Below are 25727 nucleotides of genomic sequence, written 5' to 3'. Positions count from 1 at the left end.
GCGGCCGCGGCGACGCGGCCCTCGCTGGTGAATACGCGCATCTCGACGCCCTTTGGCTCCAACGGCCACACCTCGAGCCTCGATGGCCGGCTCTTCATCGGCAACGTGGGAGAGGATCACGCAACGACGACCACGACCTGGAGGGCGCGTGTGTTCCGGCCCGAGGCGGTGACGTACGACGCCGAGGGGAAACCGGGCTTCTCGAGCGCCTTCTCGCCCGGGAAGACGATCCAGGTGAAGAACGGGGAGAACGCGCTGGCCTTCTGCTTCCTCAACCCGGCGCAGCCCTACACGCTCAGCAGCGGTGTCGCCGTCTACCAGCCCTACATCTTCGACTCGATGATGTTCAACGGCCCGAATCGCTTCCGCCGCCGTACCGCGGATGTCCGGGTCAGCCAGCCCTTCACGGTGCAGGCGGAGATCGCCTCCTTCTCCACGGGCCCGTTGGAAGAGCTGAAGACCCTCTCGGGCGCCCCCATCATGGGCATTGAGCCGACGATGACCTCCGACGGGCGGCTGCTCCTCTTCCAGGGCGGCCCCCTCAACAACGGCGCCATCGACTACCTGATGTACAGCTACAACCCCACCCCCTGCGCCGCCACGGGTTGGAGTGAGCCCCGGCCCCTGTCCATGATGTTCAACGACACCACCCCGGGCATCAAGCGCTACCCGATGGCCTGGCAGCGGATGAAGGCGGCCACCGGCGAGGCCTTCGGTGACACCGTCGCTGGCGGCAATCTGATTCGTGCCGCCTATCCCTGGGTGGACCACGAGGGCCGCAACGTCCTCTATGCCGCCGTCGGGTTCACCGGGGCCGCGGGCGGGCGGCGCGAGGCGATGAGCCTGATTGGCGCGGACACGGGGTGGATCGCCCATCACATCGATGGGAGCCTCAACACCGACCGGCAGGACATCGCCCACCTCTTCTACTCGGGCCCCATGTGGAACTTCGAGCAGGAGCGCGCTCCCTCGCAGAACTTCCCGCCGGGCTCGAGCAACGAGACCCGCTACCTCCCCGTCACCAAGACGCACGACGTGCTCTCGCTCTTCGGCAGCAACACGGCGGACTACAACGAGGTGGACCTGGGAGAGTTGCTCAATCCCTTCGAGCTGCTCTTCCTGCCCATGAACGAGATGGTCACCCGGGCGGGAACGTATGATCTGACGCGCACGCCCGATAGCGCGGGCCGCTTCTACACGGGCACGCTCGTGGGCACGGCGCAGATCTCCGAGAAGAACGACGTGACGCAGCCGCCCTCGGGCTCCTTGTGGGAGCCGCACGGCAAGGGCAAGGCGCTCGTCCTCCCCGGCGGCGGTGCCGCCACCGTGAGCCTGACCGACCCCACCAACACCCTTCCTGGCGTTGGGGCCACCGTCCGGGGCTTCACGGTGCAGCTCGCCATCCGCCCGGACCCGGCCATCAACCAGGGCTGCACGGGCAATCCCTACCGCTACCTCCTGGCGAAGCCCGGGGGCCTGGATCTCATCTACGAGGCGAACGGCGCGTTGCACATGTCGTTCGTGATCAATGGACAGCGGGTCCGCCTGGGGTTCAGCCAGCCGCTGCCCAAGGGCGTCTGGACGCACGTGGCCTACACCTGGGATGGAGTCACGGGACAGTTCGGCGAGTACTTCAACGGCAAGGCCACGGGACGCACGTTGCCCAACGCCCCCGGCACCCTCAAGTTGGGCACGGGGACGCTCTCCATTGGCGCGGGCACGAACCTCGACACCCAGAGCTGCCCGGCCAACGGGGAGGGCTCGTTCAAGGGCTACATCGACGAGGTGCGCCTCTTCACGAATGCCCGCTCCAACCGCAGCATCTGCCTGACGACCCATGGAGCGGACTGCAAGGAGGCCGCCATCCAGGAAGAGCCCACCGGGGGCCAGTTCGTCATGAATCAGCAGCACCCGTCCTGCAACAGCCTGCCGGCGCTGGGTACTCAGACGTGCGCCGTGTCCATGCACCGCGTCTGCGCGCAGCGCGGGGCAGATGACGCGCTGAGCAGCGCCACCAACTTCTTCGAGACCCTCCAGCAGGTCATCGGCAACCGCCCGCCCATCTCGCTGCTGGGAGTTCCCGCTTCCGCCACCAGCACGGAGGTCGGCGTGGCGTGTGCGCCCATCCAGCACCAGAGCCTGGGGGTGACCTTCGAGGAGTTGGCGCGCCGTCACGCGGGCTGCACCGACGAGCGGGTCTCCATGAACAACGACTGCACCGCCGCCGCCCACCGGTGGTGCCGGGGCCTGGGGTGGACGTCCGGAATGATCTTCGAGATGACCTCCCGGCCATGGGTGGGCTGCTTCAACTCGGGGCTCATCCAGGATGTGGCCCGGTCGCAGATCGGTACCGCCACCAACACGGGCAGCCTCGCCTCCGCGGAATCGCGGCTGGAGGTCAGCAGGTGGTGTCAGGCGCGCGGTTACGGGGCGGGAGTCATCCAGGAGGTGCCCAGCACCACCACCGTCCACGTCCACTGCTTCCAGCCCGCGGTGACCCAGAGCTGGAAGTTCGTTCCCTGATCCTCGGATGACGGCCGCCGGATTGACCGGGCGTCAACCGGCGGCTAACGATCATTCGATGCAGGAAACAGACCTGAATGACCTTCGGAATTTCGTCGCCGTCTATCAGGCCGGTTCTTTCACGGCGGCGGCGAAAAGGCTCGAGGTCTCGAAGGTCGCGGTAGCGAAGCGCCTCGGACTTTTCGAGGCAAGGCTCAACTACCGTCTCTTCAGACGGAGCACGCGGCGCCTGGCGCCGACACCTGAAGCCGAACAGCTTTACGGTCACGCGCTCCAACTTCTCCAGCATGTGCGGGAATTCGAGGCACAGCTCTCGAATGCCTCTCCAATGGAGGGCGTCGTCCGGGTGACGTGCTCCTACAGCATGGCGATGACCTTCGTTGGAGAGCTGCTCGTCACGTTCCAGAGGAAGCATCCGGGCCTGAGAATCGAGCTCATTTCGACGGATAGCGTTCTGGATTTGATCGAGCACAACATCGACCTCGCGTTCCGGATCGGAAACCTGACGGCCCAATCCATGGTCGGCAGGAAACTTGGAACGAACGACATCGTCCTGTGTGCTTCGCCCGCGTATTTGAAGTCGGCCGCCCCGCTCAAGGCGCTGAGCGACATCAAGAATCATCCGGTTTTCTGCATGAACTATCACCTGGGGCTGAAGTTCGCGAAAACCGGAACTTCATTGGCGGACGTGATGGGACAGCCGCGTCTCGCGACCAATGAGGGCGAGCTGGTCACGAAACTGGGCCTTGGGGGCCATGGATTGATCGTCCGCTCGAAATGGGCGGTGAAGCGGTATCTCGAGGACGGCTCGCTGGCCGAGGTGCTGCCGAAGTTTCCCCTGACAAACGCGGGCGACATCTGGTTGGTCAGCTCGGCCGGGCGAATGCAGTCGGCCCGCATTCGCGCCGTCTTCGAGATGTTCATCGAGGAGTCGAGAAGGTTCCTCTAGCGCTCGATGACGATCTTTCCAACGCCCTTGCTCTGCTCGGCCATCTCGTGGGCGAACCGGAGATGCTCGGCGGTCGCGCCCTTGAGAATCGTGTTCGCGGTCGTCTTGATCTTCCCCTCGTCCACGAGCTGCGCGAGCTCCTTCAGGATTTCGCCCTGCGATTCCAACCGGTAGCTGAGGAGGGTCTTCGTGAACATCAGCTCCCAGTGAACCGAGATGGACTTCCTCTTGAAGGGCACGATGTCGAAGGTCTTCGGATCATCGATGAGGCTGAGATTTCCGAAGGGCCGCAGGATCTTGGGGAACACCCCCGCATAGGTGTCGCTATGGGTGGTGCTGAAGATCGCATCCACTTCCTTGATGCCGATCCGCTCCAGCTCCTTCTCCAGATCCTTCCGGTGATCAATCGTCGCGTCCGCGCCCATTCGTGAGCACCACTCGATGGTCTCGGAGCGGGAGGCGGTCGCGATCACCTTCGCCTGGGTCTTCTGCTTCAGGAGTTGGATCGCGATCGACCCCACGCCGCCGGCTCCCCCGATGACCAGGACGGACGAACCACGGCCGAGCTCGAGCTCGGGCCTCGCGATCAGCGCCTCCCATGCGGTCAACGCGGTGAGGGGCAAGGCCGCCGCCTGGGTAAACGAAAGCGACCGGGGCTTCCGGGCGATGATCCGGGAGTCGATCGCATACAGCTCACCATATGAGCCCGCCCGGGTGAGGTCACCGGCGCCGTAGACCTCGTCGCCCACCTTGAAGCCCTTGGCCTCGGGTCCGGCTTCGACGACGACTCCAGCCGCGTCCCACCCGAGGATCACCGGCTCGCCGTCCGGCAGGGTCCGGCTTCCGCGAACCTTGTAGTCCACCGGATTGATCGAGAAGGCCTTCACCTCCATCAGGACATCATGAGGTCTCAGCGCCGGACGCGGAACCTCCAGGTCCTTGATCTGGAAATCGGTCAGTGGGTGGGCCTTGGTATAGGCGAGGGCTTTCATGGGGTTTCTCCTGGCTTCTTGAAGCACGTGTCGCTTCAACGAAATCAGGATAGCCACTGGCGGAGGACCAAGAAGCTGGAGCGGCTTTGATTCAGAGTAAACCACCGGTTTACGACAGAGGCCCCCTCCCGCCGCCGGAGAGGGCCTCGTGCACGAAGGCGGCTAGAAGAGGAAGTCGGTGGAGAGGAAGTCCGACTCGTGGCGCGTGAGGATGGACTTCACGAGCGTGGTGTTCTCGGCCGTCGTCTTCGCCGCGACGAGCGTGCGGATGGAGAACACCCGCAGGGCATCCGCCACCGACAGCGTGCCCTCGGCCGAGTCCTTGCGGCCGTTGAAGGGGAACGTGTCCGGGCCGCGCTGGCACTGGCAGTTGAGGTTGATGCGGCCCACCTGGTTGGAGAAGGCGTCGATGAGACGGCCGATGCGCGCCGAATCCCGGCCGAAGATGCTCAGCTGCTGACCGAACTGGGAGTTGACGACGAAGCGCACCACCTCCTCGTCCTCGTCGAACACCATCACCGGTATCACGGGGCCGAACTGCTCCTCGGACGCCAGCCGCATGTCCGCCGTCACCGGGTACACCACCGCGGGTGAGAAGTACGACTGGTTCGTGCGTCCCCCGCTGGGGTTGACCACCCGGGCGCCCTTGGCCACCGCGTCGTCCACCAGGCCCCGCAGGTACGAGGTCTTCTCCGGCTCGGGCAGGGGCGTAAGCGAGACGCCCGGCGTCCAGGGCATGCCGGGCTTCAAGCGCTCCACCGCGGCGCAGAAGCGCTCGAGGAAGGGCTCGACGATGCTGCGGTGCACGAGCAGCAACTTGAGCGCCGTGCAGCGCTGGCCGTTGAAGGACAGCGTGCCGGTGATGCACTCCTTCACCGCGTTATCCAGGTCCGCGTCCGGCAGGAGGATGCCCGGGTTTTTCGCGTCCAGGCCGAGCACGGCGCGCAGCCGGTGCGGACGCGGGTGCAGCCGCTTGAGCTCGCTGGCGCCCCGGTTGGTGCCGATGAAGGCGAAGACGTCCACCAGCCCGCTCTCCATCAGTGCACCCACCGTCTCGCGGCCCCGGCCGTAGATGACGTTGATGACACCCGGCGGGAAGCTGTCGCGGAAGGCCTCGAGCAGGGGGCGGATGAGCAGCACGCCGAACTTCGCCGGCTTGAAGACCACGGTGTTGCCCATCAGCAGCGCGGGAAAGAGCGTGCTGAACGTCTCGTTGAGCGGGTAGTTGTACGGACCCATGCACAGCGCCACGCCGAAGGGCGCCCGGCGGATCTGCGCCATGATGCCCTGCTCCTGCACGAAGCGGGACGCGGAGCGATCCAGCTCCTTGAGCGCGCGGATCGTCTCGACGATGAGATCGATGGTGCGGTCGAACTCCTTCTCGGAGTCCGGCTGCGTCTTGCCAATCTCCCACATCAGCAGGTTGACCACCTCGGTGCGCCGCGCGCGCATGGCCACGAGGAAGCGCTCCACGTGCTCGATGCGATCGGCGACGCGCATGGAGGGCCAGGCACCCCGGCCGTTGTCATAGGCCTTCACCGCGGCGTGCAGGGCGTCGAGCGACTCCTTCGAGGTGAGCAACGGCGTGGCCCCGAGCTTCTGCTGCTCCGGCCCCCGGGGCGTGTTCACGAAGACGGGGCTGCGCACCACGTTGAGGTCACCTGGCCAGATGCGCAGCTCGCCTCCCACGAGGTACTCGCGTTGCTCGATATACCCCGGGAGCCGCACGCTCGCGGGGATCTGGTCTTCCGTGGGGAAGAGGTCATCAAGAGGGGTCATGGACGGTCCTTTCGTCCCCCACTCTATCTTCCGCCCTGCCCCGCTTACGCGGCGAAAGAGTCCCGTGCCGGACCCTCCAATTGCGCCATCACCAGGCGCGAGTACGCGCCCCCCCGCGAGAGCAGTTCCTCGTGGGTGCCCTTTTCCACGACCTGTCCTCCCTCCATGACCAGGATGAGGTCGGCCCGACGGATGGTGCTCAAACGATGGGCGATGACCACCCGCGTGCAATGAAGACCGGCCAGGGCCCCGTTTACCCGGCTCTCGGAAATCGAGTCCAGCGCGCTCGTGGCCTCGTCCAGCAGCAGCAGCACCGGCTTGCGCACCAGGGCTCGCGCCAGGGCCAGACGCTGCCGCTGACCGCCAGACAAGGACAGGCCCCTATCCGCCAGCACGGTATCGTACGCCATGGGCATCCGTGCGATCTCGTCGTGAATCTGGGCGAGCCGCGCCGCGGCGATGACGTCCTCCATGCTCAAGGCCGGATCCCCGAGCGTGATGTTCTCCCGGATGGACGAGCTCAAGAAGAACGACTCTTGCGGCACCACGCCGACCTGGGCACGCACCGAACGCAGGTCGAGCTCGAGCAGATCATTCCCGTCATAGAGAATGCGCCCGGAAGACGGCAGGTGCAGGCCCAGCAGGAGGTTGGCCAGCGTGGACTTGCCCGCGCCCGAGGGTCCGACGATCGCCACGAGCTGTCCGGGCTGGACGTCCAGCGACACCTCATGGATGACCCGCTGCTCCGACGCGGAGTAGCGGAAGCAGACCTTGTCGAGGGAGATTCCCCCCTTGAGCACCGCCTGACACCCCGTCTGCTCGGGCAGACGTTCCGGCGGGGTATCCAGCACGTCATCGATGCGCTCGAGGTAGCTGCCCAGGTACTGGAATTGACCACCGGTTCCCACCAGATTGGACAGTGGGACCAGCAGGGCCGCCGCCAACGCGTTCAGGCTCAGCATCTCCCCCAGGGTGAGCGCCCCCTCGAGGACCCGGTACGAGCCCACTCCCAACAAGACGAGCGGCGCCATCAGCCGGAGGATGCCCGTGAGGGACTCCACCCAGATGGACAGCCGGCCCTGGGCCAGGCTGACGTTCGTCAGATCGACGAAGAGGTTGGAGTAACCCTGGAGCATGCGCTGCTCCGCGCCAAAGGCCTTCAGGGTCTGCATGCCCGTGAGCACCGTCATCTGATAGCTCTGGTTCTTCCCCTCCAGCTCCAGGTTCTGGGCCAGCAGGCTGCGCTGCCAGCGCCGGGGAACGAGGAAGAACAGCGCCTGCAGGACACCCATCACCAGCACCAGCGACCCCATCATCACGTCCGCGCTGAACAGCACGAGGATGTAGACCAGGACCAGCGCCCCATCCAGCGCCGCCGAGAGCACCGAGGACGAGAGGATCTCCCGGACCTTCGACTGGAGATTCATGCGCATGGCGAGATCGCCCGCGGGGCGCAGCTGGAAGAACGAACAGGGCAGCTCGACCAGATGGCCCAGGAAGCCCAGGGTCATCCAGGAGTCCAGCCGGGTCTTCAACTCCAACAGCACGTGCCCACGGATGACCATGGCCATGAACTGGAAGAGGCCGAGGCTGCCCAGCGACAGGCCCAGCGTCAGCAACAGGTGGTAGTCCTTTCGCGGCACCACCCGGTCCACCACCATCCCCATCATCATCGGGGTGGCCAGCAACAGGAGTTGCAGCAGCAGGGACAACACCAGGATGCGTCCCAGCGTGTCCGATTGCCGCGACAACAGCTGGAGATAGCGGTGGGAGGAGCGCCGCTTGGAGTTGCCGATCTGGAAGTTCTCGGCCGGCTCCAGCAGGAGCGCCAGCCCGGTGAAGCATTGGCTGAACTGCTCCATCGAGACCCTGCGCCGGCCCAGGGCGGGATCCACCAACTGGACGTAATCCTCGCCCAGCTTCTCGAAGACCACGAAGTGGGCGAAGCGCCAGTGAAGGATGGAACCCGGCTGGAGATAGTCCAGCCGATCCATGTCCAGGGAGACGCCCCGGGCGCGCAGGCCCAGGGCTCGCGCTCCTTCCAGCAGGTTCCTCGCCGTCGTTCCGTTCCTGGATGTGCCGATGGCCTCGCGCACGTCGTCCAGGCGCATCTCCCGCCCGTGATAGGCCAACACCATCGCCAGGCACGCGGCCCCGCAGTCCGTGGCCGTCATCTGACGAAGCTCCGGAATGCGCCGCCTGCCCCGCCGGGGCCGCAGGTGCCTCAACGCCGGGAAGCGCTCGACCAGCTTTTGATTGGATTCAACTTCCATGGGAGAACAACCCCCTCCAGCCGGGCACCATGAGGGTCCAGATCGGTTCCATGCGCACGGGGACCCTCACGTTCGCGGGCATGCCATCGAAGTAGTTGAAGGACTGTCCCTCGCTGACGAAGTGAGACTCGGGAATCCGGGCCTTCACCAGCACGATGGGCCCTTCCAGCTTCACCGCGTCTCCCAGGTCCGGCCCCAGGAAGCGCCGCAGCTCGTCCGGGCCGATGATCTGGCTCGCGACCGAATCGATGATCAAATCCTGGTACTCGTAGCGGAAGCCCTCCAGCTCGACGCGCAAGGGCATGCCCGGTTTGAGCAGGGGCCGGTAATGGCCGGGAAGGAAGGCCATCAGGAAGGTGGGCGCATCCGCGCGGTGAATGGACAGCACACGCGCTCCCGGGGCGAGATAGTGCCCGGGCTGGACCCGCACATCTCCCAGGACTCCCGCGAAGGGGGCCTTGAGCGTGCGTGCCTCCAGCCGGGCCCGCGCATGCTCCAGTTCCGCGTTCAAGGCCGTGAGGGACTGGCGCGCCGACTGATCCAGGGGATCCCTCATGAAGCGCACCAACTGCGCGTCGATCTCCTGGCGGAGCCGGGCGACCGCGTTGCGCTCCTCCTCGGCCATGAACGTCACGAGCGTCTGGCCGGCCTCGACCGGTTGCCCCGGCTGGACCTCCACCGAGAGCACGACCCCCGCCTGGGACATGGTGAGATCCGTCCGGCCCACCATGCGGACCACCGCGGAACCCGACGCGAACTCACACAAGGAGCCCACGATGCAGAAGAAGAGCCCCGCCACGCTCATGGCGATGATGAGCCAATAGGCCCGCTTCATCCATACCGGCGAGAGGTGGAGCACGTCGCCTTCCTGCGCCCCTCCCTTCTGGTGGTACTCCAAGGCCTTCTGCCGGAAGAAGGAGGGCTGACTGGAACGCTCTGGCTGGCTCATGGAACGCTCCGGCGCGCGGTCATCCCGGAGACGGGAAAGACCCGGACCACGGCTCCCGAGGACACCTGGAGCGAATCCGGAACCTGGTCCAGTGACGCGAGACAGAGCACCACCCGGGCCGCGGCATCCACTTCGGGAGAGAGATGGGACACGCGTCCGGAGAGCTCCAGTCCCTGGGCTTGCAGCACGATGCGGACCTCATGGCCCACGGCCAGTTGGCGTGCCTGGGCTTCCGGTACGGCGAAGCGCACGCGTTGCTCGCCGATCCGCAAGAGGTGGAAGAGGACCTGCCCCGGCTTCACCAGCGCGCCTGGGTCCACGAAGCGGTTCGCGACCACTCCCGCGAAGGGCGCGCGCAGCTCCGCTTCCTTCAGATCCTGCCGGAGCCGCTCGAGGCGGGCCAGACTCTCACGGGCCTTGGCATGGGCCGCGTCCTGCCGGGCGGCCGCCACCTGGTGGGCGTAGCGCACCGTGGCCACCTCCTCCTTCGAAACGGCTCCCAGGCCGAGCGACGCCGTCTCCTCCAACCGCTTGTGGCGCTCCTCCGCCTCCGCGAGGGATATCCTGGCGATCTCCGTCTCCACCTGGGCGGCCTGGAGTTGAGCTTCCGCGACCAGGATGTCCTTGCGCAGCGCTTCCCCATCGAGGGTGGCCAGCACCTCGCTGCGCTCCACCGTATCCCCCACCTGGCGGCGCACCGAAGCCAGACGCCCCTCGATGCGCGAGGCGATGTCCACCGTCGCCTCGGGAAGGATGATGCCCACGAAGCCATCCTTGGCTCCCTCGGACTCCCGGAGCGACGAGGCCCGGTCCGGGAACTCCGGCCGTGGCGCGGCGGACGCCACACGCGTGGGTTCCACTTTTCGCAAGGCCATGGCCCCCAGGCCCATGGCCACCAATCCACAGAGCCCGCCGATCAAGTAGCGAGAGGACATCGCGAGGTTCCAGACAGTCAATGACGAGACAATGACGAGAAGGGAACGCCGACGGAAAGACACATCAGCGAGCCGCGCTCAGGCTACCCGGATTTTCATCCATCGGCATGCGCCGTGTCTGTGATTGAACTCTCCACGGACCTTCCAGGAAGGGCTCGTCCCCACGCCTGCTGGACGAGCGGCCGCTATTCATTACATTGCAAATGCTCGATTTCCAGACAGGTCAGCAGTGACAAGTCACTCCACGGCACGTCACTCGGTGAACAGTCTTTTCCCAGTCGCCAGCGGCGGAAAAGCAAGACCAGCATTGCGTGCATGACCGCTCGGTGCGGGGCCTTACGAGGAGCCCGTTCCCCGCCCAATCACTTTCATTCTTCTGACGGGCGCTGGTAGAAGCTCTTTCACTGACGCGCCATCAGGGCGTCTGTCTTCATTCCCGGAAGGAAGAGCTCCGACACATGGATTTGACCAGCAAGGCAAATCTCCTGAAGCAGTCTCCCTTGGATGGACGCGCCCTGGCTCCGGCCTCGCAGCAGAATGAGGCGGGCGTGAAGCACTGGGTCCCCTCCCGGTACAACATCCGGACCTCGGCGTCGGATGGGCGGCTCATCATCTGGAACACGCTGCGGGGCTCCATGAGTGTCTTCAAGCCGGAGCAGTCGGCGGAGATCGTCGGCATGCTCAGCCAGAAGGGCTTCCAGGCGCCTCAGCGGGACCTGGTGAAGTACCTGGTGGACCGGGGCATCCTCATCGAGAAGGGCACCAACGAGCTGCGTCAGTTCCGGATGCTCTTTGGCCATCAGCAGTACCGCTCGGACACGTTGCAGCTCATCCTCCTGTCGTCCGAGGACTGCAACTTCCGCTGCCGCTACTGCTACGAGAAGTTCGAGCACGGCACCATGCACCCGCTGGTGCGCACGGGCATCAAGAAGATGCTCGAGAAGAAGATGGCGCAACTGCGTAACCTGCACATCGACTGGTTCGGAGGCGAGCCGCTCTATGGCTTCTCCGCCATCGAGGACATCGCCCCCTGGGTGGCGGAGACCGCTGCGCGGCACGGCGTGCGCTACAGCAGCGCCATGACGACCAACGGCTATCTGCTCACCCCGGAGGCCGCCGACAAGCTGCTGTCTTGGAAGGTGAACCACTTCCAGATCACCCTCGATGGTCCGCCGGAGAACCACAACCAGAGCCGGCCCGCCCGTGATGGCAGCGAGACCTTCCAGACCATCTTCAACAACATCACGGCGATGGCGCGCCGCGAGGAGGACTTCGGCATCCTGCTGCGCGTCAACTTCGACCCGACGAACCATCCCCACGTGCCCCGGTTGATGGATGCGCTCAAGGCGGAGGTCGGCGCCGATTCCCGCTTCCGCTTCCACTTCCATCCGGTGGGCAAGTGGGGAGGAGCCAACGACGAGAACCTCGAGGTGTGTGGAAGCAGCGGCTTCGACACCGCCGCCATGTTGAAGGCCGCCGCGCAGGAGCGTGGCTTCAACGTCGAGACGCTCCGAGGCAAGAACCTGCCGGGCTCGCAGGTGTGTTACGCGTCCCGTCCCTACAGCCTCATCATCGGAGCGACGGGAAAGGTGATGAAGTGCACCGTCGTTCTCGACACGGACGAGCGCAACATCGTGGGCCAGCTCCAGCCGTCCGGTGAGCTGAATCTGAACGCGGAGAGGATGGGCCTGTGGACCGAGCCCGCCTTCGAGTCGGACAGCCAATGCCAGAAGTGCATCATGCTGCCGCAGTGCCAGGGCATCTCCTGCCCGCTCGTCCGCATGCAGACCAATGAGTCGCCGTGCATCCCCACCCGGCGCTACGCCAAGCGGCAGATGCTGGAGACCTTGGAGTACCACGACAACTGCAAGGTCCGCGAAGTCCCGGCGATGACGCGCTGAACCCCCCGGGCCCTCGAGAAAACGCATGCCGAAGAAGCTGGAGAAGCCGGAGCCGCCCAAGCGCTCCGAGGTGATCGAGCTGGACGATGCCCTGCTCGACCTCGCCGTGGGTGGGCTGGATTCGGACCTGTTCAAGGACAACTGCCCTTCCATCCCCACCACCAACCCAGGTGTTTCAACCCCAGAGGAGCGCACGCATGTCTGACAAGCTGGAGAAGATCGAGTCCCCGAAGGCCGTCGAGGTGGTCGAGCTGGAAGACACCATGCTCGACACCGTCGCCGGTGGCGTGGCCGCGGACATCAGCGGCAGCCTCAACATCGACTGCGACAAGACCGTCAACGAGGGCTGCAACACCGTCGCGGGTTGCGGCGGCAAGGGCTAGTCCACCTCTCGAGTCGTTTCACCACCCAAGGAGCAGAACATGTCTGACAAGCTGGAGAAGATCGAGTCCCCGAAGGCCATCGAGGTGGTTGAGCTGGAGGACACCATGCTCGACACCGTCGCGGGCGGCGTGGCCGTGGAGATCGGCGGCACCCTCAACATCGACTGCGACACCACCACCAACGTCGGCTGTAACACCGTGGCGGGTTGCGGCGGCAAGGGCTAGTCCACCTCACAAGTGTTTCACCCCCCAAGGAGCACACACATGACGAACAAGCTGGAGAAGACCGAGTCCCCGAAGTCCATCGAAGTGGCCGAGCTGGAGGACGCCACGCTCGACACCGTCGCCGGTGGCGTGGCGGACAGCACCATTGGCCTCAACATCGACTGCGACACCACCACCAACCAGGGCTGCAACACCGTCGCGGGTTGCGGCGGCAAGGGCTAGTTGGACCGTCCAGGCATCCCTGGACATGAACCCCAGGGGACCTCACGGCCGCGGTACGGGCACGACGTGTGGTCCCCTTGGGGACACGGCTGACGAGTCACAGGACGTCTTCGCCGCCCCGCGGCGCCGGCCCACGCACGCCGCGCGCACTACGGCTTGAAGAGATCCTGGAAGGCAGCGGAGACGTCCGGGTGCATGAGCATGTCGGGCTTCTGCTGCACCACCCGGCCGCTGCCCGGGATGGCGGTGGAGTTGACGAGCTGGAGCGACTTCCAGTTGAGGCCGAACTGGTTGTCCCCCTTGTTCACATCCACCCGGATGGGGCGGTGCTCGTTGCCAGGGACGCGCGCGGCGCTCTCGGGGACGGAGGACTTGCGGACCTGCTCGAAGGTGTCGTGCGGAACGTCGAAGGCCTTCATCACCGTCTGGCGATGACCCTGATCGTGACGGACGGCGAGGAACTCCTCGGCGCGGACGCGGTCCCCGAAGTTGAGGAAGGCGCGATCCTGGTACTCCATGGGCTTCTTGTAGAGGCCCGGCTTGCTCTCGTTCGTCGCGCTGTCGAAGGACTTCGAGACGTGAGCGTTGCCCTGGGGGTTGATGGAGACGCGCTGATTGTCCGGCCCTTCCACCCGGTAGACGGTGACGGGCTTCTGGTCCAGCGAGCGCGCAGGAGGCGTGAACCCAGGACCGGAGATGCCGCGGAGCTTACCCATGGTGATTTCCTTTTGAAGAAGTGAACCTGCCACGACCCAAAGCAGGAGACGTGCCAGCGGCACGCAGGCCCCGGGTTGGACTCGGAAGTGCCCGGTTTCCCTCGGAAGACACCGGGAACCGGAGCTCCTGGAGGGCTGGGACCCCTGGTGACTCCCCTCTCCGGTGGTGACTCCTGTCACCACGCTGCCCCCGGGTACACGTTGCCCAGATGGTTTACTCCATATACTATTTACGATGGAAAGGACCTCCATGAGCGCTGCCCAGACCCTGTCCCTCCCTGACAACGCCCCCCTGTTCACCCGCCTGCGCGTGGCGAGCCAGTGCTTGAAGGTGCTCAAGCACGACGCGGGGAATCCCACCGCCGGCCAGACGTTCAACCTGAGCCTGAACGTCAACGTCTACGCCTCGATCGCCCAGCGGCTCCAGCGCGGCGAGGAGGGGCGCCGCCTGCTGTCCAAACGCCCTTCCCTGCAGGGCAAGGAGCTGGACCTGGCCGCGTTGGAGCGCCTGCCCGAGGAATCGCTCGGCCATCAGTTCGCGCGCTACTTCCGCGACAACAAGATCTTCCCCTTCGAGACGACGCTCGAGCTCAAGAGCGACATCGAATACCTCTCCAAGCGCTACCGCGAGACGCATGATCTGCTGCACGTCCTGACGGGCTACGGCACGGACGTGGTGGGCGAGATGGAGCTGCAGGCGTACTGCCTGGGCAACCTGGGGCTCCGGACGACGATGTTCGTCCTGCTGAACGGCACGCTCGGACTCCTCAAGGAGCCGCAGTCCGGCGTCGGGCGGTCCGAGTACCTGCGGCGGGCATGGGCCGCGTATCGCCGTGGCCGTGCGTCCCCGCAGTTCCTCGACTTCTGGTTCGAGGAGCACTGGGAGACCCCCGTGGCCACGCTGCGCGCGCGGCTGTGCGCCCCCGCGAACGGGTAGGCAGCGATGGCCCGGAGCAATCCCCCCATCGAGCACGCGGAGCGCGCACTGCTGCTGATGTCCCGCCTCCAGCGCTGGGCCGCCGCGAGCGTGCAGGCGAACCAGCTGAGCGGGGAGTTGAGTCTGCGCCAGCTCACCATGCTCTATGCCATCCAGCGGGGAATCTCCTCGCCCGGACTCCTGGCGCGGCGGCTGATGGTCACGCCGGCCGTCATCACCGGAATGCTCGATCGCCTGGAGCGGCAGGGCTATGTGCGGCGCGAGCCCGAGCCCGACGACCGGCGGCGGCTCCGCATGGTGCTGACGGAGGCCGGACTGGCGGTGAGCGAGCACGTCCGGAAGGCGCTGACCGGTGAGCTGGCCGCCCAGTTCGCGAGCGCCTCCGCGGCGGAGCTGAAGGAACTGGGCCACGCGCTGGAGCTCATGGAGCGTGCGCTCGGCGCGCTGGAGCAACATGCGCCCTCGTCCACCGACGAGGGACTGGAAGACGAGGAGGGGCGGCCCACCCGGCGGAGACGCGTACCAGCCGCGAGCAGCGGCCGGAAGAAGTGACTATCACCGGCCGCTCACCATGGGTCGGTTGGAGCCGCAGTTTGGCTCCTCGGACCTCACGCTGGACAACACGCCGCTGGAACCTAGTCCTCCTGTACCCACGCCACCACACACAACACCTCCTCATCGCACATATGTGGCGAGGGCGCCCCACCAATCCCCTGCCTCACCCGAGAGCGTCGGGAATGGGGAGCGCCCTGAGTCCATCCGCTCACAAACACCTGACTTCATTGGACTTTTGGGCTGACGCGCGAGGAAGGAACCAGCGAACCTTGACGGCCTCGTTTTATGTATGACTTTACAGGGACGCCCTGTCGGATCGACCAGGGATAACCGCTCGGAACTCCGGGCCACACACGAAACCCCGGAGGAACCCCATGCAGTCCGCACTCGCGAAGCAGCCGCCGGTACAGGAACCGGCGCAACTCGTCCAGACCATCACCCAGGAAGATTTCCCCAAGTTCATATCGGCCCCATACGCGCTCATCCGCGCCGGCGACAAAGTCAAGAAGATGCCGCCGATCATCAGTGCCCGCTACGGGCTCTTCCACAGCCCGCCTGTGCGTCTCGGGGTCATGGATCTGTCGGTGGTCGATTGGACGCCCGGCATACGACTCTATGTCGGACTCCAGTTGAAGGTTGCGGGCCTGAATCCTGACATCCAGGGAAGACCACCCGCTGGCTATTATCTCTTCTCCAGAGGTGCCCTTCTCGGCTTCCACCCAGGAAACATCGATATCGAGCAGGACCAGAAACAGCTCGGCATTGCCCTGTTCGCCAAGCTCCTGGGTCACAACACCAACGACTCATCCCTTGCCGAGCTAGGCAAGGAGGCCAGCTTCACCGCCGCCACATGGAATGCAGGTGAACGGGTCATCGAGGTCTTTGACCAGCTGATCAAGAACAGCACGGCTCGCTGACCCTCCGCCTCGAACTCAACGAAGAGCCTGGCAATCCGAAGAAGGGTTGCCAGGCTCTTCCATTTCAAGGGCGGCGTTCCGGCCCACGAGGCGAGGATCTCGCTCGCGCCCGGAATCAGTCCTCGCGCACCCGCCTCCGCCGGAGCGCCAGCGCTCCCAGCACCAGCCATGCGAGGGGCGCCACCGGAGCCGCACCACAGCCGCAGCCCCCGTCGCCGACCACGGGGGAAGGCTGGCCTGTCCCGGCATCCGGCCCATCCGTGCCCGCGTCCGGCTGCTGCAGCTCGCAGCTCCCCTCCCCCACGCACACCTTCACCTCTGCGTGGCCCTGCATCCCCGTGGTGTCCACCACGACGAAGCGCACCAGGTGCCCACCCGGCGCCAGCCCCGTGGTGTCCCAACGGTTGTGCTCGCCGCCGAAGTGGAAGTGGTTGTCCGTGCGCGTGTCCGTGTATTGCAGCTCGCCGTCCACGTAGAACTCGGCGTGCGTGCAGCCCACGTCGTCCTCACAGTCGCCGAAGAACTCCGCCATGCTGCCGGACACGCGCTCTCCCTCCACGGGCCGCGTGAGGATGGCGCGCGGCCCTTCATCCACCTTCACGGTGACGGTGAAGGACTGCTCCGCGTCCGGAGCCACGCCGTTGCTCACCCGCACCGTGACCTCCACCGGGCCCGCCGCCGTGGGCGTCCAGGAAATGAGGCCGGTGGTCCCGATGGCCATCCCCGCCGGCACCGAGCCTACCAGCGAGTACTCCGGCTCCGGCCGCCCCCGCGCCTGCACGTCGTAGCGGTAGGGATTGCCCACCACGGCGGTGGTGATGGGCGTGGAGGAGATGACTGGAGCCAACGGTTCGTCATCCTGCTCGAACACCTCCAGTGAGCGCGCATCCAGGCCGGGCGCGGCCACGGTGATGGTGGCGGCACCGTCCAGGTTGTCCGCATCCGAGTCCGCCCGCAGCGTGACGGTCCGCGGGACGTTCCAGTTGGCGACAGTGAACACGAGCGTCGCTCCGTCCTGCACGGTGATGTCCTCGTCGCCCTGCGTGCGCGCCACGGTGACGGTGACATTCCCGGTGGGCCGCTTGGACAGCGACACGTCGAAGGTCGCGGTGTTGTTCTCCGGAATGTCCACCCGAGCGGAGGACAGCACCAACCGGGAAGAGTTGTTGTCGATGGTGGTGACCACCACCGGCTCGTCCCCCAGTCCCTCCGACGTCACCATGAAGGTAGCGGTGTCCGCGAGGGCATCCGCATCCTCCGCCGCCGCGAGCGTCACCACCCGGGGCACACTCCAGTCCGCCGGGGAGAACGTGAGCGTGGCATCGCCGGCGATGCTCAGGTCCTCGGAGCCGTCCGACCGCGTCACCCGCACCGTGACAGGCGCGGTGGGCGCCTCGGCCAGCCGCACGGTGAAAACCGCGCGTCCACCCTCCACCACGCGCAGGTGGAGCCCGGACACCACCAGCTTCTGCCCGGACGCCGACGAGGTGATGCGGCGCAGGGTGCCGCCGGTGTTCCCCAGCGTGTACAGCGCGCCATCAGGCCCCACGGCCATGTCCACCTGCGAGGAGAAGCCAGTGCCCCACTCGGCCACCGTCTCCACCGAGTTGTCCGTAGCCAACGTGGCACGCGTCACCTGACCGGAGTTGTAGTCACCGAAGAAGTAGTTGCCGCGGAACTCGGGCGGGAAGAGCGTGGCGTCGTAGAAGGTACCGCCGGTGATGGAGCCACCCAGGGGCCTCGTCTTCGCGGTGCCCCCGCCGCTGCGCGCATCGGGCAGCCCCGGCTGGGCCACGGTGAAGGTGGTGGCGTTGGGGTCGTTGGGAGCGCTGGTGATGTAGCGCTCGCCGTTGAAGCTTGCATCCGGCACCCCTTCGATGAGGATCTTCTCACCCTTGCGGAAACCATGCCGCTCGGAGGTGGTGAAGGTGGTGACACCGCCGCTGCGCACCGCCCCGATCTCGACTCCGCTCCCGTCCACCGTGGCGAGGCCGCGCGTGTCGATGTTGTTGGTGCGGTACTTGATGACGGGCGTGATGTATTCGTTGATGAGAGGCTGGTTGTTCTCGTAGTCGGAGTAGCCAGCATGGCCACGCCTGTTCACGACGAAGACCTGCTCGTAGCCGGTCCCCACGCTGTTGACCCACAGCTGCCCGGTGGCCGGCTGGAATGTCATGGTGAACGGGTTGCGGAAACCTCGGGCCCAGATGTACTCGTCGTTGGGACCCACGCCGTCGTTGAACGGGTTGTCGTTGGCCGGAGTGCCATCCAGGTTGGCGCGGCTCACCTTAGCTGCGAGTGACGTCAGATCCGCGTTCACGCCGGTGCCGTTGCCCAGGTCGCCAATGGCCCAGTAGAGCAGTCCATCCGGCCCGAAGCCGAGTCCTCCACCGTCATGGTTGGCGCCCACGGTGGGTAGTCTGGTGATGACTTCCGTGCGCGCGGTGCCCGTCCCGTTGGCGTCGGTGTAGCGGACGATGCGCTGCTCGGAGGCGGAGACGGTGACGAAGAGGTAGACGTAGCGGTTGACCACGTAGTTCGGGTCGAACGCGATGCCGATGACGCCACACTCGCTGTTGGTGTGGACCTGGGGTTCCGTCGCGAACAGGCGCGTCACCAGCGTGTTGGTTCCCGGCTGCGTCTCCGGGACGCCGTCCTTCATCGTCACCACCCGGACCGGACCGTTCTTGATGGTGATGAACAGGCGGCCCGAGCCGTCCGGTGCCCAGGCAATGCCCGTGGCGGAATTCAGCGAGGAGGAGGTGTAACTCGTCTCCGAGAAGCCGGTGGGCACCGTGGCCCAGGCGGGTGAGGACAACAACAACACGAATAGGGGGAACAGGAGGGGGGCACGCATGACGCGAAACCCTAGCGCACACGGAGTGCGGCATCAGTACCTCCCAGCACACCTCGTGGAGGATTCGAGCGGGACTTTTAATATTCACAATGATACTGGAATCCCAGATATTCCAGTTGAAATAAAAGAATGGAGATTCGAATGGGAACACACACGCACGCGCGCACGGTGGTGCTCACCCTGCTCGCACTGACCTCGTGGGGCTGTGGGCCGCAGGAGCCACGAACGGACGAGAGCCCCGCTGACTCGGGCACCGCCGCGGCCGGTCTGGAACGCCCGCTGACCGCGGGCGGCTTCTACAACGTGCTCATGCAGGACGGTGCCGATCCCTGGGCATACCGGCACTCGGACGGCTACTACTACTTCACCAAGACGACGGGCGGGGACGTGACCCTGTGGCGCTCGCGCACGCTCACCGGTGTCGATACGGGCGAGCGGAAGACCATCTGGTTCCCGCCAGCGTCGGGCCCTGGCAGCAAGGGCCTCTGGGCACCGGAGATCCACTACCTCGATGGCAAGTGGTACGTCTATTACGCGGCGGACGACGGTGACAACGCCAACCACCGCATGTACGTGCTCGAGAACGCGAGCGCCGACCCCTTCCAGGGCACCTGGACGAACAAGGGGCAGATCACCGACCCGACCAACCGCTGGGCCATCGATGGCACCGTCCTCATGGTGGGCTCCGAGAAGTACTTCCTGTGGTCCGGCTGGGAGGGCACGGTCAACGACCGGCAGAACCTCTACATCGCGCGCATGAGCAGCCCGTGGACCCTCAGCTCGGCCCGGGTGCGCATCTCCACCCCCACCTACGCGTGGGAGACCAACACCTCGCCGCAGGTGAACGAGGGGCCGCAGGTCATCATCCGCAATGGCGTCATCAGCCTCGTGTACTCGGCCAGTGGCAGCTGGACGGACAACTATTGCCTGGGGCTCATCACGGCGCGGGTGGGCACGGATCTGCTCAACCCCGCCTCCTGGACGAAGCGCTCCACCCCCATCTTCCGCAGTGGCAACGGCCTGTACGGCCCGGGGCACCACTCCTTCACGAAGTCGATGGATGGGACGGAGGACTGGATCGTCTACCACACCGCACGCTGGCAGGGCGCCGGGTGGACCCGGAACATCCGCGCCCAACGCTTCACCTGGAACGCGGACAACACCCCGAACCTCGGTGCGCCGGCGAATCCCAACCAGCCCATCCCGCTGCCCTCCGGCGAGCCGAGCCGGAGCCACTACGAGGCCGAGCGGGCCGCCTTCGCCAATGGCCCCCGGGCGGTGGCCGAGACCACCGCCTCCGAAGGGTCCAAGCTCGGTTACATCGACTCCACGTCGAGCTACGTGGAGTTCACCGTCTCCGTTCCCCGCGCGGGCGAGTACATCGTCGCCGCGCGCACGGGCAATGGCACCACGGGAGGGCCGTGGGCGGTGCACACGCTCTCGGTCAACGGCGGCCCGGGTACGGACTTCTTCATCGCGTACTCGGGGTGGAACCAGTGGGGCAACGCCACGGCCCGGGTGCAGCTGCTCGCGGGCACCAACAGGCTGCGCTTCACCAAGAAGGAACACTATGCCGAGTTCGACAGCATCGACGTGTTCCCCGTGAATACCCTCGCGGGAGGCGCGATCGCCGATGGCACCTACCGGCTGATCTCCAAGAGCAGCGGCAAGGCACTGGACGTCGGCGGGTGCTCCGCGGCGGACGGAGCGAATGTCATCCAGTGGCCCTACAACGGCGGGGACTGCCAGAAGTGGCGTCTGCAGCACGTGGGGGCCGGCTACTACATGCTGCTGGCGGCCCACAGCGGCAAGGCGCTGGACGTCGGCGGGTGCTCCGCGGCGGATGGCGCGGACGTCATCCAGTGGCCCTACTCGGGTGCCAACTGCCAGCAGTGGCTGCTGGAGCGCACGGACGACGGCGCGAGCTTCCGGCTCCTGGCCCGGCACAGCGGCAAGGCGTTGGATGTGGCGGGGTGCTCCACGGCGGATGGCGCGGACGTCATCCAATGGCCCTACTGGGGTGCGGACTGCCAGCGCTGGTACATCCAGGCGCCCTGAGTTCGCGAAAAATACCCACGGGAGATCCAGGAGGGCTTCCTCGTCGCAATTCAGGGTGTCCCGTCTTTTCCATGTCCGAGGGCGCCCTACCCCTCTTCCAGGAGTGAATCCGATGAAGCTCATCCTTCCCGCGGCATTCGTCACGTTGACCCTGTGGGGCTGCGGCGATTCGGGCAGCACGCGTGTCACCTCCACTCGTGAGCTGGCCGAGGGCTCGGAGCGCACGGCGGCCGTCCAGCGCGCGGTCTCGCGGGTGATGCGCGAGGGGGCGAAGCTGGGGGTAGCGGCTCCCGAGGCGCTGTCCGCGCGCACGGTGCTGGTGGATGACGACGGGACGGAGCATGTCCGGCTCGAGCGGACCTGGCAGGGCCTGCGGGTCATTGGTGGTGACATGGTCGTCCACCAGCGCGGAGGCGCGGACGCACGAGGCTCCGGTCTGGCGGGCCAGCCCTCGCTCGCGTCCGTGGCGAGCCGTCCCACGCTGGATGCGTCCGGGGCCGCCCTGCGCGCCCGGCCGGCCTTCGTTGGGACGCTGAGTGGGCCGCGCACCGCGAAGCTGGTGGTGGACGCACGCAAGGGCCACGAGCCCGCGCTCGCCTACGAGGTGGTGCTCGACGGCTACCAGCCGGACCAGACTCCCTCCGAGCTGCACGTGCTGGTGGACGCCACCACGGGCGCCATCCGGGGCAAATGGGACGCCGTCCACACGACCGCGGGCACGGGCAAGTCGCTCTACTCGGGGCAGGTGTCCCTCCAGACGAGCCCGGCGCTGCTCGGGGGCTACACGCTGCGCGACACGACGCGGGGCGGAGGCTTCTACACGACGGACATGAACAACCTCGGTTCGATTCCGATCGTGGGCGACGCGCTTCCGCTGCCCCCGCTCCTGCTGCCCGGCACCGTCTTCACGGACTCAGACAACGTCTGGGGTGATGGCACGCCGGGCAACCGCCAATCCGCCGCGGTGGATGCGCACTTCGGCCAGCAGACGACGTATGACTATTTCCACGACGTCCATGGCCGTGACGGCATCGACGGCGCGGGCCGCATGGGCTACAGCCGCGTGCACTACGGCGACAAGTACAACAACGCCTTCTGGTACGACCTCTGCTTCTGCATGACGTATGGCGATGGGGACGGCAGCATCCTCTCCCCGCTCACCTCGCTGGACGTCGCGGGCCATGAGATGACCCACGGCATCACCAGCCAGACCGCGGGCCTCACGTACTCGGGCGAGTCCGGCGGGCTCAACGAGGCCACCAGCGACATCTTCGGCTCCTTGGTGGAGTACTACGCCAACACCTCGCAGAACCCGGGCAACTACCTCATCGGAGAGACCATCTACACCCCGGGGACGCCGGGGGACGCGCTGCGCTACATGCACAAGCCCTCCCTGGACGGCAAGTCGCCGGACTGCTGGTCCCCCAGCCTCGCGTCGCTCGACGTGCACTACTCCAGCGGCGTGGCCAACCACTTCTTCTACCTGCTGGCCGAGGGCTCCAACCCCGCCACTGGCCCGGCCAGCCCCACCTGTGATGGCTCGTCGCACGCGGGCATCGGCCGGCTCGAGGCCGGGAAGATCTGGTACCGCGCCCTCACGGTGTACATGACCTCGTCCACCGACTACGCGGGGGCGCGCGAGGCCACCCTCGCCGCCGCGTCGGACCTCCATGGCGCGAACAGCGCCCAGGTCAGCGCCGTGGCCGCCGCCTGGTCCGCGGTGAACGTGAACTGAGCCTGGGAGGCGGCGGGAATCGAACCCGCGGCCGGAGGCCTCCGGCCAGAGCGCTCCAGAACGGTCGAGAGCGGCTTTCGTAGGAGTTCCAGCCGCTTACGCCGTGCCCTACCCCGCGCCGAGCTGCGTTGAGAGCGCTCCAGCGCGGGTCTGCTGTAGCAATGCAGCAAAGCACGTCGCGGCGGCCCAGGATGCCCAGGAAGGGGGCAATCCGGCGCGGGCTGCGACCCTCCTCCGCATCCTGCTTTCGTAGGCCTCGAACCCACAAGCAGCCAGGGGCTCCACGGAGACCAGTGGGAGGCTGATGTTAGCGTGTGCCCTGGCGAGGTATTGCTGGGGAGGGGCAGGAGGAGGAGCTCGGGTGGGCTTACCGGCGGAGGCAGCCGGAGAGGACAGTGCTGTACGAGGCGGTGAGGGACAACCTCGCCACGCTGCTGGCGGATGCCAGCGAGGTGGGGCGCGGCCCCCCCTGTGTCAGGGTAGATGACCGCCTTGCTCAATATCCTAACATTAATTGGCCAGATGAATCGGGCGCGACAGCTCCCTGTTGACGGAGCATGACGCCGGCTCAACTGCGCAAGCTCGACAGAAGAGTTGTCTACTGGCACTGACGCTTCATGCTACTGCCGCCTCGAATCCCCTGAAACCTGCCCCGGAGCCACTTCGTTCACCCAATCCGGGCTCGAAGGGGGACACGGCTACAGAGCAGAATGGCCAAGAGGCAGCAGCTCGCGCCAGCCACTGCCAGGAAAAGGGCCCTGACTGGATGCTCGGGAAGCAGATAGTAGAATGTCGTGGCGACGAACACGACGACTCCCGCCACCTTGAGCAAGATCCGAGGCACGAGCGCCATCATGAGATTGAGTACCAGGTGGGCCATCACGATCAGTTCCATGGTGATCCCAAGGGAGACCCCTCTGGCCGGCGGCCGTCCACGGACTTCTTCATGGAAGGAGAAGGCGATGAAGCCGAGCACGAGGAATACCGCCGTGGCACTCGCATGGATGAAAAGATGCAGAAGCCTTCTCTTCATTTCTTTCTCCACACGCCATACTTGCTCAGTGGGAGGTGGGTGATGGGCTTCTTCAAATCATTCATGTCCCGGAACTGGTAGTGGACACTGATCTTCGTGAGCGTGACCCTCTCTCCGTATCCGGCGGAAACCTCTGTTTCCGTTTTGGTGAAGCGGTGATTGTTGGCGGCCCAGAGCGCCCCTCTCAGCACCATGAAGTTGTCGTAGTTGTTCGTAGGATCTTTAGTGGTGAAGAAGATCGAGCCGTCGCCATGCTTGATGCCCGTCTTGATTGTTTGAATGATGGCCTTGTCCTTATCTCCCATCTCTTCAAGCTTGGATTTGTATGTATCCACCGCGAAGGGAATCTGGCCAATGGCATCTGCCCAGTAAGGATATCCTTCGAGACTGACGAGCAGAAAACCATCCGCCCCGTCCTTCGCGATGGATCGATGGAGTGGATGGAATCCCCATGTGTTGGCTCCTGGCCCGGCACTACCTAGTAGCGACTCTAGAATGGCTTCACTGGAGGAACCAAACCTCCGACGTGAGCGGCGGGCGTCCTTCCGGCCCCTCACCCCGTCCCGCTCCCGGAGAGGGCGGAGAAATCGGGACTCAGTGGCCCATCCTCCTGGGTTTCTCAGGTCCCGACCCTGGTGGAAGTGGTTTCCTGGAGGTGACTCCAGGCATCAACTACCCTGACACAGGGGGTACCCCACGTAACGCTCAGTCGTTTTGGCCTACCTCATGGAGTCGAGGAAGCGGCCCACGATCTCAGCGTTGCCGTAAACGGCGGACTCAAGGCGGCGGGCAACCTCTACTGGAAGCGGCGGGAATCGAACCCGCCGCCGGTGGTCCGATCGCCGTCCGGACGCGTCGAAGGCTCCGCAGTGGTGCTCCCCGCCCCTTCTTTTTTCCGCCCCTCCCTCCCTTGACGCGACCGGAAGTCTCGTGTAGTTGATATTGATACTCATTATCAATTTCAACTTGGCGACGACCGCCGGGTAGGAGGAACGAGACGTGGCGCGGAATACGGGAGCTCGGGGCAGGGTGTGCCGGCGGTTGGGGGTGGCGCTGTCGAACATCACGGCGAAGGACCCGGACAAGGATCCCGTGTTGCGCCGGCCGTACCCGCCCGGGCAGCACGGCGCGACGGCGCGCCCCTCGGTGAGCGACTACGGGCAGCGGCTGCGCGAGAAGCAGAAGCTCAAGCTGTACTACGGGCTCCTGGAGGCGCAGTGCCGCAAGGCCTTCCTCGAGGCGCGCCGCTCGCCGGGCAACACGGGCACGGTGCTGCTGCAGCTGCTCGAGCAGCGGCTGGACGTGGTGGTGCTGCGCGCGGGGCTGGCCACGAGCATCCGCCAGGCGCGCCAGTTCGTGCGCCATGGCTACCTGCTGGTGAATGGGCGGCGCACCAACATCGGCAGCTTCCGGGTGAAGGTGGGCTCCGAGGTGCGCTTCTCTCCCTCGCACCGGGAGCTGCCCATCGTGAAGGAGTGCTTCGAGCGGATGAAGGGCCGTCAGGTGCCGGGCTACCTCGAGGTGCTCGACGGCGGCGCGGGCGTGCGCTCCGTGCGCGAGCCCGAGCGCGACGAGATTCCCGTCACGCTCAACGTGGCGTTCATCGTGGAGTTCTACGCGCAGCGCGTCTGAGCGCGCGGCTCAGCGCATGGGCGGCCCCCCCCGGAACTTTATTTCAGTTCTGAACGAATCGCCACCTCCCCTCTTGTTCACCCCTCCGCGGAATCTGGGGCATGCTGCGGGAGGAGGCGCCATGCGCTGGCTCGATGTCGAAGGCCTGTCGCCGTG

At 65.9% G+C, this 25727-nt stretch carries 22 protein-coding genes and 1 tRNA gene; 13 read left to right on the top strand and 10 right to left on the bottom strand.

Annotated features, from left to right (window positions below):
• The first annotated feature begins 27 nt into the window (after positions 1-27).
• Together BO221_RS00650 and BO221_RS00645 are read left to right on the top strand one after the other, a co-directional pair.
• Positions 28-2523: a LamG domain-containing protein gene (locus BO221_RS00650; protein WP_233165561.1), complete on the top strand. Its 2496-nt coding sequence runs from the start codon at positions 28-30 to the stop codon at positions 2521-2523.
• 7 nt (positions 2524-2530) lie between these two features.
• Positions 2531-3472: a LysR family transcriptional regulator gene (locus BO221_RS00645; RefSeq protein ID WP_073558401.1), complete on the top strand. Its 942-nt coding sequence runs from the start codon at positions 2531-2533 to the stop codon at positions 3470-3472.
• Here the strand turns inward: BO221_RS00645 and BO221_RS00640 are convergent.
• The 5 genes from BO221_RS00640 to BO221_RS00620 form a co-directional block, all read right to left on the bottom strand.
• On the bottom strand, positions 3469-4464 hold the full coding sequence (locus BO221_RS00640) for a zinc-binding alcohol dehydrogenase family protein (protein WP_073558400.1): 996 nt from the start codon (positions 4462-4464) through the stop codon (positions 3469-3471). The two genes, BO221_RS00645 and BO221_RS00640, sit on opposite strands and share 4 nt — an antisense overlap.
• Before the next feature lie 162 nt (positions 4465-4626).
• The gene (locus tag BO221_RS00635; RefSeq protein WP_073558399.1) at positions 4627-6243 is read right to left on the bottom strand and encodes an NADP-dependent glyceraldehyde-3-phosphate dehydrogenase; all 1617 of its coding nucleotides are present in this window, start codon (positions 6241-6243) and stop codon (positions 4627-4629) included.
• A gap of 44 nt (positions 6244-6287) precedes the next feature.
• Positions 6288-8516, bottom strand: coding sequence for a peptidase domain-containing ABC transporter (locus tag BO221_RS00630; protein WP_073558398.1), 2229 nt, complete (start codon positions 8514-8516; stop codon positions 6288-6290).
• Positions 8506-9465, bottom strand: a complete 960-nt coding sequence (locus BO221_RS00625; RefSeq protein WP_073558397.1) for an efflux RND transporter periplasmic adaptor subunit — start codon at positions 9463-9465, stop codon at positions 8506-8508. Before BO221_RS00625 ends, BO221_RS00630 begins: the two co-directional genes overlap by 11 nt.
• Entirely contained in the window at positions 9462-10400 is a 939-nt protein-coding gene (locus BO221_RS00620) for an efflux RND transporter periplasmic adaptor subunit (RefSeq protein WP_073558396.1), read from the bottom strand. Before BO221_RS00620 ends, BO221_RS00625 begins: the two co-directional genes overlap by 4 nt.
• 458 nt (positions 10401-10858) lie before the next feature.
• Between BO221_RS00620 and BO221_RS00615 the strand changes: the two genes are divergently transcribed.
• From BO221_RS00615 to BO221_RS00595, 5 genes are read left to right on the top strand one after another with little or no spacing between them, the layout of a single operon-like run.
• On the top strand, positions 10859-12301 hold the full coding sequence (locus tag BO221_RS00615) for a radical SAM protein (RefSeq protein WP_073558395.1): 1443 nt from the start codon (positions 10859-10861) through the stop codon (positions 12299-12301).
• A 25-nt stretch (positions 12302-12326) separates the two neighbouring features.
• A complete protein-coding gene (locus BO221_RS00610) occupies positions 12327-12506 on the top strand; it encodes a hypothetical protein (protein ID WP_073558394.1) in 180 nt (59 codons plus the stop codon).
• The gene (locus tag BO221_RS00605) at positions 12499-12684 is read left to right on the top strand and encodes a hypothetical protein (RefSeq protein WP_073558393.1); all 186 of its coding nucleotides are present in this window, start codon (positions 12499-12501) and stop codon (positions 12682-12684) included. The genes BO221_RS00610 and BO221_RS00605 overlap by 8 nt, the downstream gene beginning before the upstream one ends.
• 39 nt (positions 12685-12723) lie before the next feature.
• On the top strand, positions 12724-12909 hold the full coding sequence (locus BO221_RS00600) for a hypothetical protein (protein ID WP_073558392.1): 186 nt from the start codon (positions 12724-12726) through the stop codon (positions 12907-12909).
• Positions 12910-12948: 39 nt separating this feature from the next.
• Entirely contained in the window at positions 12949-13131 is a 183-nt protein-coding gene (locus BO221_RS00595) for a hypothetical protein (protein ID WP_073558391.1), read from the top strand.
• A gap of 149 nt (positions 13132-13280) precedes the next feature.
• Here the strand turns inward: BO221_RS00595 and BO221_RS00590 are convergent, their stop codons facing one another.
• Positions 13281-13847: a hypothetical protein gene (locus BO221_RS00590; protein ID WP_073558390.1), complete on the bottom strand. Its 567-nt coding sequence runs from the start codon at positions 13845-13847 to the stop codon at positions 13281-13283.
• Positions 13848-14097: 250 nt separating this feature from the next.
• On the opposite strand from BO221_RS00590, the gene BO221_RS00585 reads away from it, so the two are divergent.
• The 3 genes from BO221_RS00585 (at position 14098) to BO221_RS00575 (ending at position 16256) form a co-directional block, all read left to right on the top strand.
• Complete coding sequence (locus BO221_RS00585) at positions 14098-14784, top strand: Coq4 family protein (protein ID WP_073558389.1); 687 nt, start codon at positions 14098-14100, stop codon at positions 14782-14784.
• 6 nt (positions 14785-14790) lie between these two features.
• A complete protein-coding gene (locus BO221_RS00580; RefSeq protein WP_233165560.1) occupies positions 14791-15336 on the top strand; it encodes a MarR family winged helix-turn-helix transcriptional regulator in 546 nt (181 codons plus the stop codon).
• 377 nt (positions 15337-15713) lie between these two features.
• The gene (locus BO221_RS00575; protein WP_073558388.1) at positions 15714-16256 is read left to right on the top strand and encodes a hypothetical protein; all 543 of its coding nucleotides are present in this window, start codon (positions 15714-15716) and stop codon (positions 16254-16256) included.
• 115 nt (positions 16257-16371) lie between these two features.
• On the opposite strand, the gene BO221_RS00570 is transcribed toward BO221_RS00575, so the two are convergent.
• Complete coding sequence (locus tag BO221_RS00570) at positions 16372-19113, bottom strand: PQQ-dependent sugar dehydrogenase (protein WP_073558387.1); 2742 nt, start codon at positions 19111-19113, stop codon at positions 16372-16374.
• A 141-nt stretch (positions 19114-19254) separates the two neighbouring features.
• Between BO221_RS00570 and BO221_RS00565 the strand changes: the two genes are divergently transcribed.
• Together BO221_RS00565 and BO221_RS00560 are read left to right on the top strand one after the other, a co-directional pair.
• A complete protein-coding gene (locus BO221_RS00565; RefSeq protein ID WP_073558386.1) occupies positions 19255-21171 on the top strand; it encodes a family 43 glycosylhydrolase in 1917 nt (638 codons plus the stop codon).
• A 112-nt stretch (positions 21172-21283) separates the two neighbouring features.
• Positions 21284-22906 (top strand): M4 family metallopeptidase, encoded by a 1623-nt coding sequence (locus tag BO221_RS00560; RefSeq protein ID WP_073558385.1) that lies wholly within the window; start codon positions 21284-21286, stop codon positions 22904-22906.
• Between the two features lie 3 nt (positions 22907-22909).
• Here BO221_RS00560 and BO221_RS54715 read toward each other — a convergent pair.
• The 3 genes from BO221_RS54715 to BO221_RS53335 all read right to left on the bottom strand — a co-directional run bounded on the left by BO221_RS54715 (position 22910) and on the right by BO221_RS53335 (position 24496).
• Positions 22910-23015, bottom strand: a tRNA-OTHER gene (locus BO221_RS54715).
• A 558-nt stretch (positions 23016-23573) separates the two neighbouring features.
• Positions 23574-23939 carry a hypothetical protein gene (locus tag BO221_RS00555; protein ID WP_073558384.1) on the bottom strand — a complete coding sequence of 122 codons (366 nt, stop codon included), beginning with the start codon at positions 23937-23939 and terminating at the stop codon, positions 23574-23576.
• Positions 23936-24496, bottom strand: a complete 561-nt coding sequence (locus tag BO221_RS53335) for a hypothetical protein (RefSeq protein ID WP_143195187.1) — start codon at positions 24494-24496, stop codon at positions 23936-23938. The genes BO221_RS00555 and BO221_RS53335 overlap by 4 nt, the downstream gene beginning before the upstream one ends.
• Before the next feature lie 442 nt (positions 24497-24938).
• On the opposite strand from BO221_RS53335, the gene rpsD reads away from it, so the two are divergent.
• Positions 24939-25571 (top strand): 30S ribosomal protein S4, encoded by a 633-nt coding sequence (gene rpsD / locus BO221_RS00545; RefSeq protein WP_073558382.1) that lies wholly within the window; start codon positions 24939-24941, stop codon positions 25569-25571.
• Positions 25572-25727: the final 156 nt, after the last annotated feature.

Origin of the sequence: Archangium sp. Cb G35, from assembly GCF_001896145.1 — a bacterium.
In the GTDB taxonomy this organism is placed as follows: domain Bacteria; phylum Myxococcota; class Myxococcia; order Myxococcales; family Myxococcaceae; genus Archangium; species Archangium violaceum.
This window is presented reverse-complemented; position numbering and strand designations above follow the sequence as displayed.

Excerpts from the sequence above, each read along its gene's own strand:
- BO221_RS00645 (WP_073558401.1), top strand. The coding sequence starts at position 2,531 with ATGACGGCCGCCGGATTGACCGGGCGTCAACCGGCGGCTAACGATCAT.
- BO221_RS00640 (WP_073558400.1), bottom strand. The coding sequence starts at position 4,464 with ATGAAAGCCCTCGCCTATACCAAGGCCCACCCACTGACCGATTTCCAG.
- BO221_RS00635 (WP_073558399.1), bottom strand. The coding sequence starts at position 6,243 with ATGACCCCTCTTGATGACCTCTTCCCCACGGAAGACCAGATCCCCGCG.
- BO221_RS00630 (WP_073558398.1), bottom strand. The coding sequence starts at position 8,516 with ATGGAAGTTGAATCCAATCAAAAGCTGGTCGAGCGCTTCCCGGCGTTG.
- BO221_RS00625 (WP_073558397.1), bottom strand. The coding sequence starts at position 9,465 with ATGAGCCAGCCAGAGCGTTCCAGTCAGCCCTCCTTCTTCCGGCAGAAG.
- BO221_RS00620 (WP_073558396.1), bottom strand. The coding sequence starts at position 10,400 with ATGTCCTCTCGCTACTTGATCGGCGGGCTCTGTGGATTGGTGGCCATG.
- BO221_RS00615 (WP_073558395.1), top strand. The coding sequence starts at position 10,859 with ATGGATTTGACCAGCAAGGCAAATCTCCTGAAGCAGTCTCCCTTGGAT.
- BO221_RS00610 (WP_073558394.1), top strand. The coding sequence starts at position 12,327 with ATGCCGAAGAAGCTGGAGAAGCCGGAGCCGCCCAAGCGCTCCGAGGTG.
- BO221_RS00605 (WP_073558393.1), top strand. The coding sequence starts at position 12,499 with ATGTCTGACAAGCTGGAGAAGATCGAGTCCCCGAAGGCCGTCGAGGTG.
- BO221_RS00600 (WP_073558392.1), top strand. The coding sequence starts at position 12,724 with ATGTCTGACAAGCTGGAGAAGATCGAGTCCCCGAAGGCCATCGAGGTG.
- BO221_RS00595 (WP_073558391.1), top strand. The coding sequence starts at position 12,949 with ATGACGAACAAGCTGGAGAAGACCGAGTCCCCGAAGTCCATCGAAGTG.
- BO221_RS00590 (WP_073558390.1), bottom strand. The coding sequence starts at position 13,847 with ATGGGTAAGCTCCGCGGCATCTCCGGTCCTGGGTTCACGCCTCCTGCG.
- BO221_RS00585 (WP_073558389.1), top strand. The coding sequence starts at position 14,098 with ATGAGCGCTGCCCAGACCCTGTCCCTCCCTGACAACGCCCCCCTGTTC.
- BO221_RS00580 (WP_233165560.1), top strand. The coding sequence starts at position 14,791 with ATGGCCCGGAGCAATCCCCCCATCGAGCACGCGGAGCGCGCACTGCTG.
- BO221_RS00575 (WP_073558388.1), top strand. The coding sequence starts at position 15,714 with ATGCAGTCCGCACTCGCGAAGCAGCCGCCGGTACAGGAACCGGCGCAA.
- BO221_RS00570 (WP_073558387.1), bottom strand. The coding sequence starts at position 19,113 with ATGCGTGCCCCCCTCCTGTTCCCCCTATTCGTGTTGTTGTTGTCCTCA.
- BO221_RS00565 (WP_073558386.1), top strand. The coding sequence starts at position 19,255 with ATGGGAACACACACGCACGCGCGCACGGTGGTGCTCACCCTGCTCGCA.
- BO221_RS00560 (WP_073558385.1), top strand. The coding sequence starts at position 21,284 with ATGAAGCTCATCCTTCCCGCGGCATTCGTCACGTTGACCCTGTGGGGC.
- BO221_RS00555 (WP_073558384.1), bottom strand. The coding sequence starts at position 23,939 with ATGAAGAGAAGGCTTCTGCATCTTTTCATCCATGCGAGTGCCACGGCG.